The sequence below is a fragment of the Streptomyces sp. S3(2020) genome (genome assembly GCF_013044505.1).
Lineage (GTDB): Bacteria > Actinomycetota > Actinomycetes > Streptomycetales > Streptomycetaceae > Streptomyces.
The window spans coordinates 11907-28892 of the sequence record NZ_JABERD010000126.1 but is presented as its reverse complement, the minus strand read 5'-3'; the positions used below and the strand labels follow the sequence as shown (position 1 = coordinate 28892).

Below are 16986 nucleotides of genomic sequence, written 5' to 3'. Positions count from 1 at the left end.
GTGTCGGCGTCCTTGCGCCTGCGGGTGCGGGTCGGGGGCGCCAGGGGCCAGGGGCATCCGGTGGGGGCGGGTGTGTTCGGCCCGGGGTGGGGGGAGGGCGCGGGGGCCGGGGGCGGGGGGGCCGCGCGCGGCGGGGCGGGCGCGGCTGTGGGGAGCAGACAGGGGGCGGCGAGGGGGCGCTTTATGGGCCGGTGGTAGAGCGGCCCACGCTAGGCAGGGCGTCGCGGGCCGCCGTCGAGACGCGGCGGAAGCTGTCGGGGGCCCCACCCGGTCGGCGGACCGGCCGGGCGGGGCTCCGTGCCCGGGAGGGGGGAGCTCCTCAGAGTTCGAGTCGCTGCCCGGGCACGATCAGGTCGGGATCGTCGCCGATGACGGCCTTGTTGGCGGCGTGGATCCGCTGCCAGGTGGTCCCGTGCCGGGCGGCGATGCCGCTCAGCGTGTCGCCCTTGCGGACGGTGTAGTCGCCACGGGACGCGCTGCGGTCCGTGTGGCTCCGGGAACGTGCCGGCGCCTTCGACGGCTCGGAGGGGGCATCCGATGAAGACCCAGCGGTGGCCGGGCCGGAGGAGACCGAGGGGGCGCTGCCGTACGCCCCGGCCCGGGCGGAGCAGGTGGGCCACGCGCCCCACCCCTGGGCGCGCTGGACCTTGGTGGCCACGGCGATCTGCTGGGATTTGCTCGCCCTGTCCGCCGTCGCCGCGTAGGCGCCACCGCCGTACGCGCGCCAGGTGGACGCGGAGAACTGCAGGCCGCCGTAGTAGCCGTTGCCGGTGTTGATGTGCCAGTCGCCGCCGCTCTCGCACCGGGCGATGCGGTCCCACACCCCGCCGTCCGCCGCCGCGGCGTTGCCGGTCGCGGCCAGCAGTCCGAGAGGGGCGAGCAGGGCCGCCCCGGCGAGAACCGCCGTCGTACGCGTCTTACGAACATTGTCGCGAGTGGTATCGGCACATTCGGACATGTGACTCCCTCTCGAAGGACGGTGCTCGTTGCACACGGCCGAGGAATCTAGGGAGGGTGACCGCCCGGTATCAACCAATTCCTTGTCACTCCAGGCCAGTTCACCGTTACCGCAGGTATCAACTTTTTTCGGCCACCCACTTCATTGGTGGATTTCCTGATTTGTCGACCAGCCGCTCTGACGATCTGTGACTCACCTCACGCGACCAACTTCCTTGGATTTCCTAGGAATTGACGTTGAGTGCCGGATTCCGGACCGGGCGTGACCCTGTGCGTCGGATGGTTCGATTCCGTTCGCCCTGGAGCGTGACTCCCGCCACAGATCGCCCGTTGTCTTCTTCATGAGCCCGGGACCCACCCGGGCACCGCTTCCTGAGGGAGTCACCCGTGCCGCGCATGCTCGACGTCAGCGACGAGGTTCGCGCCGAGATCGGCGACGATGAGGCCGACCGGCTGCTCGCCGGAGAGAACGCCCCCGGCAGTTACGACTGCACGTCCTGCCGCACCCCGGGCGACTCCGAAGCGGAGCGCACCAGCACCGTCCTGTTCATCGGCGACGAGACCGCCGTCCTCGCCTTCGCCCACGCCACGTGTCTGCCCTCGCAGATCGTCCAGGTCACCGAGGAGCAGCTCCAGGGAGCCGTGCGCTCCATCAGCGGCGACCGTCTCGACGTGAACTCCGACAAGGTCGTACCCGAGCAGGCGGTGCTCGGCGTCACCAGCGGACTCGTGCTGATCGCCGGGGAGTTGCACCCGGCGCTCGTGGTCGAACCGACGGCGCCCATCGTGCGCCCCGGCGCGACCGACGTCGGCGACGACTTCCTGCCGCTCCTCATCGAGCAGGGGTTCATGCCGGTGACGCAGCTGACGGAGGTGCCGCCGGTGCTGCACGGCTGGTCGGTGCTGTTGGCGATGGGCCAGCTGCACGCGGTCCTTCAGCCGGGTCCGACCGGTGGGCAGCCGGTCGCGTGGTGGCAGGCGCATCAGCCGCTCCAGGTCACGGAGAGCTGGCGGGCCGCCGCGAACAAGCACCAGCAGGTCCTGATGTTCGCGGCGCCGGTGGGGTCCATCGGGCGTCAGCCGCGTGAGGACCTGCTGCGGGACGCGATCGACAAGGCCGCGGCGAACGGGAAGCTGGTCGCCTCCGCGCTGCCTCTCGCGGGGACCTGAGGACGTCTGGCGGGCGGGGGTTGTGCCCCTAAAGGGCGTTCCCCCGACCGCATCTCATGCTGCCCGGTGTCGTTTGGACATACGTGCACACCTACGACGTTCCCCGCCGCCAGTCCTACCAGGCGATCCCGTCCTCGCGATCGACCCCGGACCCGCTGAGCGGCCCATCGGCCACGCCGATCTACGACGCGCTCTACGCCGAGTACGTCAAGTCGTTCCGCTCGCTGCCGGGTGACCGCAGTGGCGAGGAGGAGCTGGGGTTCACCGCGTTCGGGAGCCTTCCGCAGGAGTTGTACGGCGGCCACCGGCCGGGGTCGTTCAGCAGCTCGTACAGCGCCTACAGCGCGGGCGCGCACAGTGCCCGCGTCGGACAGCAGCAGTCGCAGTGGCAGCGCGTCGGGCAGATCGGGCAGCACGGCACGATGGTGCAGCATGTGCCGGCGCTGCCGCCCGGCCAGCGCCGCGGGTTCTGAACACAGCAAGAAACGCGGCGGGAGGGGCGGCCCCTGATCGGGGCCGCCCCTCCCGCGTTCGCGTGCTTACTTCTTCTTGGCGCCGCGCTTCTCGCGCACCCGCACCGAGATATGGATCGGGGTGCCCTCGAAGCCGAACTCCTCGCGCAGCCGGCGCTCGATGAAGCGGCGGTAGCCCGCCTCGATGAAGCCGGAGGCGAACAGGACGAACCGCGGGGGCTTGGTGCCGGCCTGGGTGCCGAAGAGGATGCGGGGCTGCTTGCCGCCGCGGATCGGGTGCGGGTGGGCGGCGACCAGTTCACCGAGGAAGGCGTTCAGTCGGCCCGTCGGAACCCGGGTCTCCCAGCCGGCCAGGGCGGTCTCGATCGCGGGGACCAGCTTCTCCATGTGCCGGCCGGTGCGCGCCGAGACGTTGACCCGGGGCGCCCAGGCGACCTGGCCGAGCTCGGTCTCGATCTCCCGCTCCAGGTAGTAGCGGCGCTCCTCGTCGAGGGTGTCCCACTTGTTGTAGGCGACGACGATCGCGCGTCCGGCCTCCACGGCCATCGTCACGATGCGCTGGTCCTGCACCGAGATGGACTCGGAGCAGTCGATCAGGATGACCGCCACCTCGGCCTTCTCGACGGCGGCCGCGGTGCGCAGCGAGGCGTAGTAGTCGGCGCCCTGCTGGAGGTGGACGCGCTTGCGGATGCCCGCCGTGTCGACGAACTTCCAGATGACACCGCCGAGTTCGATGAGCTCGTCGACCGGGTCACGGGTGGTGCCCGCGATCTCGTTGACGACGACCCGCTCCTCGTTGGCCACCTTGTTCAGCAGCGAGGACTTGCCGACGTTCGGGCGGCCGATGAGGGCGATCCGGCGCGGGCCGCCCACCGCGGTGCCGAAGGTCTGCGCGGGCGCCTCCGGCAGGGCCTCCAGGACGGCGTCCAGCATGTCGCCGGTGCCACGGCCGTGCAGCGCGGAGATGGGGTGCGGCTCGCCGAGGCCGAGGGCCCACAGATAGGCCGCGTCGGACTCGCCGCTCTGCCCGTCGACCTTGTTGGCGGCCAGGACCACGGGCTTGCCGGCCTTGCGTAGCAGCCGTACGACCGCCTCGTCGGTGTCGGTCGCGCCGACCTTGGCGTCGACGACGAACACGACGGCGTCGGCGGCCTCGATCGCGTACTCGGCCTGGGCGGCCACGGAGGCGTCGATACCGAGGACGTCCTGCTCCCAGCCGCCGGTGTCGACGACCTTGAAGCGGCGGCCCGCCCACTCGGCCTCGTAGGTCACGCGGTCACGGGTGACGCCCGGCTTGTCCTCGACGACGGCCTCGCGCCGCCCGATGATGCGGTTGACGAGTGTCGACTTGCCGACGTTCGGGCGGCCTACGACGGCGAGCACGGGCAGCGGCCCGTGACCGGCCTCCTCGATCGCGCCCTCGACGTCCTCGACGTCGAAGCCCTCCTCCGCGGCGAGCTCCATGAAGTCCGCGTACTCGGCATCGCCAAGCGCTCCGTGGTCGTGCTGCTCGCCCGAGCCGTCGGAGTGGATGTGGTCGTTCATGAAGTCCGTACCTCGTCGTTCATCGTGGTGATCGGTGGACCACCCGGTTTCTCCGGATTGATCCACTACTTAGTGTCGCTCAGCGCCCGGTCAGGCGCCTGGCGTTTTCCAGGTGCGCGGTGAGCTGCTTCTGGATGCGCTCGGTCGCCTCGTCGAGCGCCTTGCGGGTACGCCGCCCGCTGCCGTCGCCCGCCTCGAACGGGTCACCGAAGACCACGTCGACACGGCTGCGCAACGGAGGCAGCGCCTTTACCAACCTTCCGCGCCGCTCGGAACTTCCCAGCACGGCGACCGGGACGATCGCGGCGCCGCTGCGGACGGCGAAGTACGCGAGCCCGGCGCGCAGCGCGGCGAAGTCGCCCTCACCCCGGGTGCCCTCCGGGAAGATCCCGAGGACACCGCCGGCCGAGAGCACGTCCAGAGCCTGGGTGATGGCCGTACGGTCGGTGCCCGACCGGTCGACCTTGACCTGTCCGATGCCGAGCAGGAACGGGTCGAGCGGGCCGACGAACGCCTCCTTCTTGATCAGGAAGTGCGTCGGCCGGGGCGCGACACCCATGACCATGGGGCCGTCGACGGCGTGGGAGTGGTTGACGGCGAAGATCACCGGGCCGGTCGCGGGCACCTTCCAGGCGCCCAGCACACGCGGCTTCCACAGCCCGTACATCAGGCCGACGCCGATGCGCCGCCCGACCTCGGCACCCCGCTCCGAGGGCGCCTGGTGCGCGGGGCGGCTCACTTCCCGGCCCGCTTCTCCTCGACGAGGGTGACGACACACTCGATGACCTGGGCCAGCGTGAGCTCGGTGGTGTCCACCTCGACCGCGTCGTGGGCCTTGGCGAGCGGCGAGGTCTTACGGCTGGAGTCGGCCGCGTCCCGCTTGACCAGGGCCTCGCGGGTGGCGTTGACGTCGGCGCCCTTCAGCTCACCGCTGCGGCGGGCGGCACGCGCCTCCGGGGAGGCGGTGAGGAAGATCTTGAGGTCGGCGTCGGGCAGCACGGTCGTCCCGATGTCACGGCCCTCGACGACGATGCCCCGCTCCGCCGAGGCGGCGATCGAGCGCTGCAGCTCGGTGATCCGCGCCCGCACCTCCGGCACCGCGCTCACCGCGCTGACCTGGGAGGTGACCTCCTGGGTGCGGATCGGGCCGGCGACGTCGACGCCGTCGACGGTGATCGTCGGGTCGGCCGGGTCGTCGCCGGAGACGATCTCGGGCTTGCCCGCCACGGCGGCGATCGCGGTCGGGTCCTCGATGTCGATCCCGTTGGTCACCATCCACCACGTGATCGCCCGGTACTGGGCGCCGGTGTCCAGGTAGCTCAGACCGAGCTGCGCCGCGACGGCCTTCGACGTGCTCGACTTGCCGGTGCCGGAGGGACCGTCGATGGCGACGATCACGGGCTGGGCGGCGCCGTTTTCCACGGGAGGACACCTTCCTGGTGCGGTGTGGCGGGGATGCGGGGCGCGCGAGGGCCCCGCACAAGGGTACTGGCTCGCCGACGGCCTCTTTACTGGCGGATGCTCCAGCCCCGCTCCCGCAACGCCGCCGTCAGCACGGGCGCCGCCTGCGGCTCCACCATCAGCTGCATCAGACCGGTCTGCTGTCCGGTCGCGTGCTCGATGCGCACGTCCTCGATGTTGACCCCGGCCCGTCCCGCGTCGGCGAAGATGCGGCCGAGCTGTCCGGGCTGGTCGTCGATGAGGACGACCACGACCTCGTACGTCCGCGGCGCCGAACCGTGCTTGCCGGGTACCCGCACCTGGCCGGCGTTCCCGCGGCGCAGCACGTCCTCGATGCCGGTGGCGCCCGCACCGCGCTTGGCCTCGTCGGAGGACTGGAGGGCACGCAGTGCCTGCACCGTCTCCTCCAGGTCGGCGGCGACGTCGGTGAGCAGGTCGGCGACCGGACCCGGGTTCGCGGAGAGGATGTCGATCCACATCCGGGGGTCGGACGCGGCGATCCGGGTCACGTCACGGATGCCCTGGCCGCACAGTCGTACGGCGGCCTCCTCGGCGTTCTCCAGCCGGGCGGCGACCATGCTCGACACCAGGTGGGGCATGTGGGAGACGAGCGCGACGGCGCGGTCGTGGGCGTCGGCGTCCATCACGACCGGTACGGCACGGCAGTGCGAGACCAGTTCCAGGGCGAGGTTCAGCACCTCGGTGTCGGTGTCCCGGGTCGGCGTCAGCACCCAGGGGCGGCCCTCGAAGAGGTCGCCGGTCGCGGCCAGCGGGCCGGACTTCTCACGCCCTGACATGGGGTGCGTGCCGATGTACGAGGCCAGGTCGAGGCCGAGCGCCTCCAGCTCGCGGCGCGGTCCGCCCTTGACGCTGGCCACGTCGATGTAGCCGCGGGCCACGCCCCGGCGCATGGCGTCGGCGAGCACCGCGGCCACATGGGCGGGCGGGGCGGCGACGATCGCGAGGTCGACGGGCCCCTCGGGCTCCTCGAAGGTGCCGGCGCCGAGCGCGGCCGCGGTGCGGGCCTGCTCGGGGTCGTGATCGGCCAGGTGGACGGTGACTCCCCGCTTGGCCAGGGCCAGCGCGGCGGAGGTGCCGATGAGACCGGTGCCGATGACGAGTGCGGTTCTCACTGGGCGATGTCCTTGCGCAGGGCGGCCGCGGTGCCCAGGTAGACGTGGTTGATCTCGGTACGGGACCGGTCGGACTCTATGTGCGCGAGGATCCGCACGACGCGGGGCATGGCGCCCTCTATGTCGAGCTCCTGGGCGCAGATCAGCGGGACGTCCACGATGCCGAGCTTGCGGGCGGCGGCCGCCGGGAAGTCGCTGTGCAGATCCGGCGTGGCCGTGAACCAGATGCTGATCAGGTCGTCCGCGGTGAGGTCGTTCCGCTCCAGGACGGCGGTGAGCAGCGCTCCGACCTGCTCGTCCATGTGACCGGCTTCGTCCCGTTCGAGTTGGACGGCGCCCCGGACCGCTCGTACCGCCACGGCTCTGCTCCTCGCTGATGTACGGCTCTTGGTACATCCAGCCTAGTCAGCCCGCGTCGGGCCGGTGTGCGCCGCCCGCCCGCTGAGACACCTACAGGTTCTGCTGCCTGGCGAGCTCGTCGAGGCTGGCCGGCACCTGCCCGCCCGGCGTCAGCTTGTCGACGGCCCGCGGCAGCACCTGGGCCAGTTCGTCCGCCGCCTGCCCCGTGGAGACGCCCGTCTCCTCGGCGACCCGCTGGAGGGTCTCGTCGGGCAGCGCCTGCTGGATCTGCGCGCCGGTCACGGACTGGTTGGCGCCGGTGCCGACCCAGGAGTCCTTCTGCTCGGCGAGGCCCGACTTGGCGAGGATGTCGAGCAGTCCGCCCAGGGAGCCGCCACCCTGGCCGCCCTGACCGCCTCTGCCTCCGAGCGCGGAGAGCAGCGCACCGAGCATGTCGGCGCCGCCGCCCTTGCCGCCCCCGAGGAGACCGCCGAGCAGACCCCCTATGTCGTTGCCCGCCATGACCGTGCCTTTCGAGAGGGGCCGGAACTCTGTCAATGTCACCCAGATTGCCCCATTCCGCTACTTGAGGTGAGAACGCGCCCGTGCGCCTCTGGACTCGGGGCCCAGGGTCCGCTCTCATGGCAGGAAGTCCGCCCCGGGGGAGGCCCGCATGAAGCGTTCCGGACCGCTGTTCACCCTTCTCGCGGGTCTGGTGGTGGGCCTGTTCATGCTGTCGCTCAATGCGACGACCGGGGAGAAGACCACGTCGTCCTCGGTGGAGCAGTCGCCGAGCACGAAGGCGTCACCGAGCCCGACTCCCACGAAGACGACTCCGCCCCCGTCCCCCTCGCCGTCGAAGGTCCCCGTCCCGAACGCCGACTACGCGGGCCGCACCGACGACGACTCCTCCGCGATCGCCGTGTCCCTGCGCGACGGCCGGGCGATCGCGTACTTCTGCGACGGCCGGGACAAGGAGTCGTGGCTCAAGGGCGACGTCGAGGACGACGGCACCATGAAGCTCACCGCCAAGGACGGCTCGAAGCTGAACGGCACCCTCAAGGAGGGCAAGCGGATCAGCGGCACGGTCGACATCGGCGGCGGGCACTACACCTTCACCGCCGACAAGGCGATCAAGCCGTCCGGGCTGTACCGGGCGACGGCCACCGTGCGCGACGCGAAGTTCGACGGCGGCTGGATCGTGCTGAAGGACGGCAGCCAGGTCGGCATCCTCAAGAAGGACGGCAAGCCCTCCCCCGCACCCGAGATCGACCCGGAGACCGGCGTGGTGACGGTCGACGGACAGCAGCTCACGGCCCGCCCCGTCACCCCCTGAACTCCAGTCCGTACGAGGGAGCCGACATGACCGTCGACCCGAACGCCGCCACCCAGGGATTCCCCTCTCCCCGGCCCGTCGAGCCACGGCCGAGCCCGGCCCGCTATCTGGTCCCCGCGCTGGTCGCCGCCGCGGTGGCGGTCGCCCTCGGCGTGTACGGCAAGGTCCACGACCCGGCCGGGACCGCCTTCAACCTCGCCGGCTTCAGCAGTACGGGCGCGGTGAAGTCCTGGATGGCGACGGTCGCGATCTTCTTCGCCGTCGTCCAGTTCTTCTCGGCGCTGATGATGTACGGCAGGCTGCCGGGTCCGAGCTGGTCAGGGGTGCTGCACCGCTGGTCGGGCCGGGTGGCGTTCCTGGTGGCGGTGCCGGTCGCGGTGCACTGTCTGTACGCGCTGGGCTATCAGACGTACGAAACGCGCGTTTTCTGGCACTCTCTCCTGGGTTGCTTCTTCTTCGGCGTTTTCAGTGCCAAGATGCTGCTGCTCCGCTCGGAGCGCCTCCCCAACTGGCTGCTGCCGATCGTCGGCGGACTCGTCTTCACCGCGCTCACGATCGTCTGGCTGACCTCCGCCCTCTGGTTCTTCCGCACCTTCGGAGTGACTACATGACGACTCACGGCCCGACGCGACGCACGGTCCTCCTCGCGACGGGGGCCGCGGCGTTCACCGTCGGCTGCGGCGAGTACGGCAACGAAGGCGGCGACTCCGGGTCCGACACGGTCGAGGCCTCCGCCGGTCAGGAACTGGCGAAGACCAGCGAGATCCCGGTCGGCGGCGGCACGATCTTCAAGGACGAGAAGGTCGTCGTCACCCAGCCGAAGGAAGGCGAGTTCAAGGCCTTCACCAACATCTGCACCCACCAGCAGTGCCCGGTGGCCAACGTCGACGGCGGCACCATCAACTGCACCTGCCACGGCAGCAAGTTCAGCATCACGGACGGCTCGGTGGAGAACCCGCCGGCGACCCAGCCGCTGGCCGAGAAGAAGATCACGGTGCAGGGCGACTCGATCCGGCTGGCCTAGTCCCAGAGGGCACCGAGCGTCGCCAGCTCGCTCTGGTACTCGATCCGGTCCGCCCACTCGGTGGGCCATGCGTCGGCCCCGTGGTACGCCCCCGCGAAGGCCCCCGCCAGACAGGCGATCGAGTCGGAGTCCCCCGCCGTGCAGGCGGCCCGCCGCAGGGCCGTCACCGGCTCGTCGACGAACAGCAGGAAGCACAGCAGCCCGGTCGCCAGCGCCTCCTCCGCTATCCACCCCTCGCCGGTGGCCAGGCACGGATCGGTCTCCGGGGACACCGAACGGACCGCTTCCTGAAGGCGCTTGAGGATCTCCAGGCACTCGTCCCAGCCGCGCGCGATGAAGTGCTCGGGCGTCGGGTCCTGGCTGCGGGTCCACAGGTCGCCGAGCCAGCGGTGGTGGTAGCGGGTGCGGTTCTCCACGGCGTACGACCGCAGCAGCCCGACCAGTCCGGTCGGCTCGGCGCCCTGGGCGAGCAGCCGTACGGCGTGCGCGGTGAGGTCGGACGCGGCGAGCGCGGTCGGGTGCCCGTGGGTGAGCGCGGACTGCAACTGGGCGGCGCCGGAGCGCTGTTCGTCGCTCAGACCGGGGAGCAGGCCGACGGGGGCGACGCGCATGTTGGCGCCGCAGCCCTTGGAGTGGATCTGGCTGGCGTCCTGCCACAGAGCGGTGCGCTCCAGCAACTCGCAGGCCCTGAGGCAGGTGTTGCCCGGAGCCCGGTTGTTCTCCGGGGAGCGGTTCCACGCGATGAACTCCTGCCGCAGGGGGTCCACCAACCCGTGCCGCGAGAGCACGCCCCGGTCGGTCGCGGTCCGCAGCGCACGCCCCACCGCCAGCGTCATCTGGGTGTCGTCCGTGACGAACGCCGGCCTCGGCAGCGGCATCTCCCGCCACGGCCCGCACTTGGCGAGGATCGACGGCACGTCGTTGAACTCGGTCGGGAAGCCCAGCGCGTCCCCCAGGGCGAGCCCCAGCAGGGCCCCTGTGGCGGCGCGCTTCCTGACGGTGGTGGCGGTCATGCGGGACGTCCTTCCCGAGGCGTTCGGAGCAGAGGCGGATGGAGGGTCGTGGCCGTGCCCGCGCGGTAGAGCGCGGCGGGTTTGCCGCGGCCGCCGGTCAGTCGCGCGGCGCCCGGGACCGGTTCGACGAAGCCGGGCGTGGCGAGCACCTTGCGCCGGAAGTTGGGCCGGTCGAGGGCGGTGCCCCACACGGTCTCGTAGACCTGCTGGAGCTCGCCGAGCGTGAACTCGGGAGGACAGAAGGCGGTGGCGAGGCACGCGTACTCGAGCTTGGCGCCGACGCGGTCCCGGGCGTCGGCCAGGATCCGGTCGTGGTCGAAGGCGAGCGGCCGGACCTTGTCGTACGGCATCCAGCGGGCGTCGGCGGCGTCGCTGCCGCCGTGCGGCTCGGGCGGGTCCGGCAGGAGCGCGGCGAAGGCGACGGACACGACCCGCATCCGGGGGTCGCGGCCGGGCTCGCTGTAGGTGCGCAGCTGTTCCAGATGCAGCCCGGAGACGTCGGACAGGCCGGTCTCCTCGGCGAGTTCACGCCGGGCGGCCGTCTCGGCGGACTCGTCCGGCTGCACGAAACCGCCGGGCAAGGCCCACTGCCCGGCGTACGGCTCCTGCCCCCGCTCCACGAGCAGGACCCGCAGAGCGCCCTCGGTGACGGTGAGGACGGCCAGATCGGCGGTGACGGCGAAGGGCTCGTAGGCGTACTTGTCGTATGCGGTCACACCCACCGTCACACCCACCCGCCCTTTTAATAGTCACTACGACTATAAAGTTGCCGGACGGCGTCCCACAACCCAGGTGACCGCACCGGACTCATCCAGGAAGGGAATCGCGCCGCCCCAGGAAGGCCAGGAGCCGGGCGTCGGCCGGCGCGCGGGGCGGGACGGCGAGCGGCTCGGCGAACCGCACCCCGCGGTCCTCCTCGGTGACCACGCACCGCGCGACGGGCAGCAGCTCGGCCGCGAGGGCGACCGGGAAGGGCCGGGGCCGCCCGCAGGCCTGCGCCACGTCCCAGCCGTGCACGGCGATCTCGACGGCGCCGACCGCGCCCATCACCCGTACGTCCAGCGGCCGTTCCCCGACCCGGACCAGATCCCGAGGACCGGCCGCCCAGGCACCGAGCACGGCACACGCGCGCGTACGGAAGCCGCACACGCGGTCGCTCTGCGGCAGCGGTCCGATCCGCCCGCCGGTCAGCCCCTCGTGCAACGCGTCCAGGGAGTCGTCGAGATGCTCAAGGAGCTCCCCCAGATCCCACGCGGCGCACGGCGTGGCCCGACCCCGTCCGGCGGAACCCACCACGGCCACGCTCCCCAGGGCGTAAGCGAGCGAACGCTCCAGCAGCTCCCCCGGGTTCACGACCGCACCCCGGACAGCCGCGCGCGCCCCGCATCCGCCGCAGGAGCCCTCAGCGGCTCCCCAGGCGCCTCCGAGCACCCGCCGGGCCCGGAGGGCAGCGGACGCCGCACACGGCTCTCCAGGGCCGTCAGACACGTGCTGGTGGCGATCCGGTGCGGCCGGGTCCGCGAGAGCGCCCGGCCCTCGCACCCGTCGTAGCCCCGCCCGGCCCGCAGATCCGTCGTCGCGGTCATGGCCGCTCCCCTCGTCCGTGTGGGATGCAGACCGGCGGGAGCGCGAAAACGAATCGGCCGGCCCCGGAGAAGAATCCGGGACCGGCCGTCGTAAGCGACGAAACGGCGGGACCTAGAGGTCGACTTCCTTCATCAGCATGCCGACCTCGGTGTTGGACAGCCTTCGCAGCCAGCCCGACTTCTGGTCGCCCAGGGTGATCGGGCCGAAGGCGACCCGCACCAGCTTGTCGACCGGGAAGCCGGCCTCCGCCAGCATCCGGCGCACGATGTGCTTGCGGCCCTCGTGCAGGGTGACCTCGACGAGGTAGTTCTTGCCGGTCTGCTCGACGACCCGGAAGTGGTCCGCCTTGGCGTACCCGTCCTCCAGCTGGATGCCGTCCTTGAGCCGCTTGCCCAGGTCGCGCGGGATCGGGCCCACGATGTGCGCGAGGTAGACCTTCTTCACGCCGTACTTGGGGTGGGTCAGCCGGTGGGCCAGCTCGCCGTGGTTGGTGAGCAGGATGACGCCCTCGGTCTCGGTGTCGAGCCGGCCGACGTGGAAGAGCCGCGTCTCACGGTTGGTGACGTAGTCGCCGAGGCACTGCCGGCCCTCGTTGTCCTCCATGGTGGAGACGACACCGGCCGGCTTGTTCAGCGAGAAGAACTGGTACGACTGCGTCGCGACGGTCAGGCCGTCGACCTTGACCTCGTCCTTCTCAGGGTCCACGCGCTTGCCCTGCTCCAGGACGATCTCGCCGTTGACCTCGACCCGCGCCTGCTCGATGAGCTCCTCGCAGGCCCGCCGCGAACCGTAGCCCGCGCGCGCGAGGATCTTCTGGAGCCGCTCGCCCTCCTGCTCGGCGCCCGGGAAGGTCTTGGGCAGCTTGACGTCCTTCTTGTTCGCGTACCGCTCGCGGTTGCGCTCCTCGGCCCGCGCCTCGTACTCGCGGGAGGTCGCCGGAACCCAACGGCCGCGCCCGGTACCGGTGCCCTGCTTGGGACCGCCCTTGGCACCGCCGCGCGCGGAGGCGCCGCGTCCCGACTTCGGGCCCTCGTGGGACCCGCCGGGGCCCACGTCGTAGCGCCGCTCCTCGGGGCGGGGCTTGCTGGGCCGGCCGCCCTGCTTGTCGTCGCGGTTGCCACCGGCGCCGCGGGGATTACCGCGGCCGCCGCTGTTCCCGCCGCGGCCGCCGCTGTTGCCACCACGGCTCCCGCCGTTGTTTCCGCTGCTGTTCCTGCCGCTGCTGCTTCGCATCAAAGTTCCGTCTTGTCGTCTGCGTCCTCGGAATCCGGAGCGTCCGGATCGAACGACGGGACCCCTTCCAGCGTCTCGGCCTCGATCGCCTCCGCCTCGGGGAGGAAGGGGGCGAGCTCCGGGAGCTCGTCCAGGCCGCGCAGGCCCATCCGCTCCAGGAAGTAGTTCGTCGTCACGTACAGGATCGCACCTGTTTCGGGTTCCGCGCCCGCCTCCTGGACCAGACCGCGCTGGAGGAGGGTCCGCATGACCCCGTCACAGTTGACTCCTCGTACGGCCGAGACCCTGCTGCGGCTCACCGGCTGGCGGTAGGCGACGACGGCGAGGGTCTCCAGGGCCGCCTGGGTGAGCCGGGCCTGCTGGCCGTCCAGCACGAAGCCCTCGACGGCCGCCGCGAACTCGGGCCGGCTGTAGAAACGCCAGCCCCCGGCGATCAGCCGCAGCTCGAAACCGCGTCCCTGGACGGTGTACTCGTCGGCCAGCTCCCGCAGCGCGTCCGCGATCCGCCGCTTGGGCCGCTGGAGGATCTTCGAGAGGTGTTCCTCGGTGGCGGGCTCGTCCACGACCATGAGGACGGCCTCCAGGGCGGGCTTGAGGTCGAGGTCGGCGACGGTGCGCGGCCCGGCCGGGGCATCGGTGGTCTCCTCGCTCACGCCTTGTCCTCCTTGGGCGGCTCGGGCGGTCGGTCGAACTCGTCGGTCACCGTCGGCTCGGTATCGCCCTCGCCGCCGGTCCACCGCACCATGAGGTCACCGAGGGCCGTCTCCTGGTCGAGCGCGACGGCCTTCTCCCGGTAGAGCTCCAGCAGCGCCAGGAACCGCGCCACGACGGTGAGGGTGTCGGTGGTGTCCTCGACCAGCGTGCGGAAGCTGGCCTCGCCGAGCTCCTTCAGCCGGGCGACGACGATCCCGGCCTGCTCCTGCACGCTGACCAGCGGCGCGTGGATGTGGTCGACGTACACCTGCGGCTTGGGCTTGGGCTGCATCGCCTTCACGGCGAGCTTCGCGAACCCCTCCGGGCCGATGCTGATGACGACCTCGGGCAGCAGCTCGGCGTGGTGCGGTTCCAGGCCGACGGTACGGGGGTAGCGGCGGGCCTCCTCGTCGAGGCGGCGGTTGAAGATGTCGGCGATCTGCTTGTACGCCCGGTACTGGAGCAGCCGCGCGAACAGCAGGTCCCGCGCTTCGAGGAGTGCCAGGTCGGCCTCGTCCTCGACCTCGGCGGTGGGCAGGAGTCGAGCGGCCTTGAGATCGAGGAGGGTGGCGGCCACGACCAGGAACTCGGTCGTCTGGTCCAGGTCCCAGTCCGGGCCCATCGACCTGATGTGCGCCATGAACTCGTCGGTGACCTTCGACAGGGCGACCTCGGTGACGTCCAGCTTGTGCTTGGAGATCAGCTGGAGGAGGAGGTCGAAGGGCCCCTCGAAGTTGGCGAGCCGAACTTTGAAGACACCGTCACCGGGTTCGTCGCCGTCGTGCCCATCGGCCTCGGCCGGAGACTCGACCTCAGTCGGAGACTCGACCTCAGCCACCGGCTCGCTCTCCGGCTCAACCCGCAGAGCGCCCCGCCCCAGCACACGCCGACGGCCGGCAGGTGCGCCGGGGGCGGGAACGTCGTTCGAGGTCATGGCCCCCGCAGGCTACCGCTACCGCCCGCGCAGTCGGCGTACGAGGATGCTCGCGTCTCCGCGGGACTCCAGATCGGCCAGCACCACGGCGACCGCCTCGCGGACGATGCGCCCGCGGTCGACGGCCAGCCCGTGCTCGCCGCGGAGCACCAGCCGGGCGTGCTCCAGATCCATGAGCTCCTCGGCGGAGACGTACACGGTGATCTTCTCGTCGTGTCGCTCCCGGCCGCTGGGCCGGCGCGAGGGCGCCCTCCCGCGCTGCTTGCGCGGTGCCTCCGTGGCAGAACCTTCCTGCGCGTCCTGACGTCGCCCGGAGCGGTCCGCCGACGTGCCCCGGCTGCGGGACTCGCCGGCCTCGACCGGCCCCGTGGCCACATGCTCCGCCCCGTCGCCGTCACCGCCCTGTACGGGCACCGACTGCGGCGCGTCCTCGGGCGACGCGGCCGCGGCCCCGTCGCTCTCCCCCGCGGGCGCGGGCACCCGGGCTTCGCCGTTGGCCCCCCGCCGCGGAGTGGACGGCTGGAGCGCCATTCCCCCTGTCGTACGGAAGAGTTCGTCGGCCCCCGGCAGACTCACTCGGCGTGACACCGGGCGAGCACCTCCCTGGCGAGCTGACGGTAGGCGGCGGCGCCGACGGAGTTGGAGGCGTACGTGGTGATCGGCTCACCGGCGACCGTGGTCTCCGGGAAGCGGACCGTGCGCCCGATGACCGTGTGGTAGACGTGGTCGTCGAACGCCTCGACGACGCGCGCGAGCACCTCACGGCTGTGCACGGTGCGCGAGTCGTACATCGTGGCGAGGATCCCGTCGAGCTCCAGCTCCGGGTTGAGCCGCTCCTGGACCTTCTCGATGGTCTCCGTCAGCAGGGCGACACCACGGAGGGCGAAGAACTCACACTCCAGTGGCACTATCACCTTGTGCGCGGCCGTCAGGGCGTTGACCGTGAGCAGACCCAGTGAAGGCTGGCAGTCGATCACGATGTAGTCGTAGTCGGCCATGAGCGGCTTCAGGGCCCGCTGCAGTGTCGACTCGCGCGCGACCTCGGAGACCAGCTGGACCTCCGCCGCCGACAAGTCGATATTGCTCGGCAGCAGGTCCATGTTGGGGACCGCGGTCTTCAGCAGGACCTCGTCGGCCGCCATGCCCCGCTCCATGAGCAGGTTGTAGACGGTGAGGTCGAGCTCCATCGGGTTGACACCGAGGCCCACCGACAGCGCGCCCTGCGGGTCGAAGTCCACGAGCAGCACGCGGCGTCCGTACTCCGCGAGCGCGGCACCCAGGTTGATGGTCGACGTCGTCTTGCCGACGCCGCCCTTCTGGTTGCACATCGCGATGATCTTCGCGGGTCCGTGATCGGTCAGCGGGCCCGGGATCGGGAAGTACGGCAGCGGCCGACCGGTCGGGCCGATGCGCTCGCGGCGCTGGCGGGCAGCGTCGGGAGCGAGCGTGGCCGCGTACTCGGGGTCGGGCTCGTATTCGGCGTCGGGGTCGTAGAAGTGCCCCTCGGGCAGTTCGTCGTAGTCGGCGAACTGGCTGTGGGGCGCGCCACTTCCGTCGCCGGCCATGGCGTTCACGTGATGGCCATCCATGCTCTGGTGTGCTGACAGAGTCACCCTTCGGTTCAGGTGGCTCTGGTGGGCTGCGAAGGTGCGCACCGCGACGGAGCCGACAGCCTCGAACCCCGCGGGGCCCTCAGCCCGTGCAGGCGTTCCTGGTTGACCACCTCCGGGAGTAAATGTCGACTCATTCACAAGTCGTCTTACCTCCTTGGTGACCAGGAAACTTCTAGACAAGGTCAGCGTGGCACCATGCCGACGGTTGGCGACTCTATGGCGTGTCGGGTGTTCACAGCAACACAATCCGCCGGACCCGGCAGGATGTGTCGGCAATCAAACATCGCGCTGTCAAGGGCGTACGGCCGTCGCACGGCAGGTTTCACCGGTGTGCGAATCGACCAAAGAGTTACGTTCGTGGCGAGTTGACCGAGCGTCGCAAAGTGACCATACACACATGCGGCCGGACCTTGTGGGGCAAGGTCCGGCCGTCTGCGAGTGGTTGACGCGCCTTGTTGACGTATCGCCTTTACGA

General features: G+C 71.0%; 21 protein-coding genes. 5 read left to right on the top strand and 16 right to left on the bottom strand.

Features of this window, described 5'->3' with window-relative positions; all coding sequences use genetic code 11:
• Positions 1–319 precede the first annotated feature (319 nt).
• Positions 320–958 (bottom strand): transglycosylase family protein, encoded by a 639-nt coding sequence (locus HLK59_RS31995; protein ID WP_171145059.1) that lies wholly within the window; start codon positions 956–958, stop codon positions 320–322.
• Positions 959–1344: 386 nt separating this feature from the next.
• Here HLK59_RS31995 and HLK59_RS31990 point away from each other — a divergent pair, with 386 nt between their 5' ends.
• Both HLK59_RS31990 and HLK59_RS31985 read left to right on the top strand, forming a co-directional pair.
• A complete protein-coding gene (locus tag HLK59_RS31990; RefSeq protein WP_171145058.1) occupies positions 1345–2127 on the top strand; it encodes a hypothetical protein in 783 nt (260 codons plus the stop codon).
• Positions 2128–2210: 83 nt separating this feature from the next.
• Positions 2211–2600: a hypothetical protein gene (locus HLK59_RS31985; RefSeq protein WP_171145057.1), complete on the top strand. Its 390-nt coding sequence runs from the start codon at positions 2211–2213 to the stop codon at positions 2598–2600.
• Between the two features lie 66 nt (positions 2601–2666).
• Here the strand turns inward: HLK59_RS31985 and der are convergent, their stop codons facing one another.
• From der to HLK59_RS31955, 6 genes are all read right to left on the bottom strand, one after another.
• The gene (der, locus tag HLK59_RS31980; protein ID WP_171145056.1) at positions 2667–4145 is read right to left on the bottom strand and encodes a ribosome biogenesis GTPase Der; all 1479 of its coding nucleotides are present in this window, start codon (positions 4143–4145) and stop codon (positions 2667–2669) included.
• 79 nt (positions 4146–4224) lie between these two features.
• Entirely contained in the window at positions 4225–4812 is a 588-nt protein-coding gene (locus HLK59_RS31975; RefSeq protein WP_206327845.1) for a lysophospholipid acyltransferase family protein, read from the bottom strand.
• Between the two features lie 68 nt (positions 4813–4880).
• Positions 4881–5567, bottom strand: a complete 687-nt coding sequence (cmk, locus tag HLK59_RS31970) for a (d)CMP kinase (protein WP_171145054.1) — start codon at positions 5565–5567, stop codon at positions 4881–4883.
• Between the two features lie 86 nt (positions 5568–5653).
• Positions 5654–6739: a prephenate dehydrogenase gene (locus HLK59_RS31965; RefSeq protein WP_171145053.1), complete on the bottom strand. Its 1086-nt coding sequence runs from the start codon at positions 6737–6739 to the stop codon at positions 5654–5656.
• Positions 6736–7098, bottom strand: a complete 363-nt coding sequence (aroH, locus tag HLK59_RS31960) for a chorismate mutase (RefSeq protein ID WP_046256736.1) — start codon at positions 7096–7098, stop codon at positions 6736–6738. Before aroH ends, HLK59_RS31965 begins: the two co-directional genes overlap by 4 nt.
• A 91-nt stretch (positions 7099–7189) precedes the next feature.
• Positions 7190–7600 carry a YidB family protein gene (locus tag HLK59_RS31955; protein ID WP_171145052.1) on the bottom strand — a complete coding sequence of 137 codons (411 nt, stop codon included), beginning with the start codon at positions 7598–7600 and terminating at the stop codon, positions 7190–7192.
• Between the two features lie 151 nt (positions 7601–7751).
• Between HLK59_RS31955 and HLK59_RS31950 the strand changes: the two genes are divergently transcribed.
• The 3 genes from HLK59_RS31950 to HLK59_RS31940 are packed head-to-tail and all read left to right on the top strand — an operon-like array spanning position 7752 to position 9438.
• Positions 7752–8414, top strand: coding sequence for a hypothetical protein (locus HLK59_RS31950; protein ID WP_171145051.1), 663 nt, complete (start codon positions 7752–7754; stop codon positions 8412–8414).
• Between the two features lie 26 nt (positions 8415–8440).
• Positions 8441–9025: a DUF6529 family protein gene (locus HLK59_RS31945; protein ID WP_171145050.1), complete on the top strand. Its 585-nt coding sequence runs from the start codon at positions 8441–8443 to the stop codon at positions 9023–9025.
• The gene (locus HLK59_RS31940; protein ID WP_171145049.1) at positions 9022–9438 is read left to right on the top strand and encodes a Rieske (2Fe-2S) protein; all 417 of its coding nucleotides are present in this window, start codon (positions 9022–9024) and stop codon (positions 9436–9438) included. The genes HLK59_RS31945 and HLK59_RS31940 overlap by 4 nt, the downstream gene beginning before the upstream one ends.
• On the opposite strand, the gene HLK59_RS31935 is transcribed toward HLK59_RS31940, so the two are convergent.
• The 9 genes from HLK59_RS31935 to HLK59_RS50540 all read right to left on the bottom strand — a co-directional run bounded on the left by HLK59_RS31935 (position 9435) and on the right by HLK59_RS50540 (position 16649).
• Positions 9435–10451: an ADP-ribosylglycohydrolase family protein gene (locus HLK59_RS31935; protein ID WP_171145048.1), complete on the bottom strand. Its 1017-nt coding sequence runs from the start codon at positions 10449–10451 to the stop codon at positions 9435–9437. The genes HLK59_RS31940 and HLK59_RS31935 overlap by 4 nt on opposite strands.
• A complete protein-coding gene (locus tag HLK59_RS31930; protein WP_171145061.1) occupies positions 10448–11167 on the bottom strand; it encodes an NUDIX hydrolase in 720 nt (239 codons plus the stop codon). Before HLK59_RS31930 ends, HLK59_RS31935 begins: the two co-directional genes overlap by 4 nt.
• 91 nt (positions 11168–11258) lie before the next feature.
• Positions 11259–11804 carry a TIGR03086 family metal-binding protein gene (locus HLK59_RS31925; protein WP_171145047.1) on the bottom strand — a complete coding sequence of 182 codons (546 nt, stop codon included), beginning with the start codon at positions 11802–11804 and terminating at the stop codon, positions 11259–11261.
• Positions 11801–12037 (bottom strand): hypothetical protein, encoded by a 237-nt coding sequence (locus HLK59_RS52100; RefSeq protein ID WP_206327837.1) that lies wholly within the window; start codon positions 12035–12037, stop codon positions 11801–11803. The genes HLK59_RS31925 and HLK59_RS52100 overlap by 4 nt, the downstream gene beginning before the upstream one ends.
• Before the next feature lie 112 nt (positions 12038–12149).
• Positions 12150–13271 carry a pseudouridine synthase gene (locus HLK59_RS31915; protein ID WP_171145046.1) on the bottom strand — a complete coding sequence of 374 codons (1122 nt, stop codon included), beginning with the start codon at positions 13269–13271 and terminating at the stop codon, positions 12150–12152.
• Positions 13271–13924, bottom strand: coding sequence for an SMC-Scp complex subunit ScpB (gene scpB / locus HLK59_RS31910; protein ID WP_171145045.1), 654 nt, complete (start codon positions 13922–13924; stop codon positions 13271–13273). Before scpB ends, HLK59_RS31915 begins: the two co-directional genes overlap by 1 nt.
• A complete protein-coding gene (locus tag HLK59_RS31905; protein ID WP_171145044.1) occupies positions 13921–14898 on the bottom strand; it encodes a segregation/condensation protein A in 978 nt (325 codons plus the stop codon). Before HLK59_RS31905 ends, scpB begins: the two co-directional genes overlap by 4 nt.
• 18 nt (positions 14899–14916) lie before the next feature.
• A complete protein-coding gene (locus tag HLK59_RS31900) occupies positions 14917–15486 on the bottom strand; it encodes a hypothetical protein (RefSeq protein ID WP_171145043.1) in 570 nt (189 codons plus the stop codon).
• Complete coding sequence (locus HLK59_RS50540) at positions 15471–16649, bottom strand: ParA family protein (protein WP_171145042.1); 1179 nt, start codon at positions 16647–16649, stop codon at positions 15471–15473. Before HLK59_RS50540 ends, HLK59_RS31900 begins: the two co-directional genes overlap by 16 nt.
• Positions 16650–16986 lie beyond the last annotated feature (337 nt).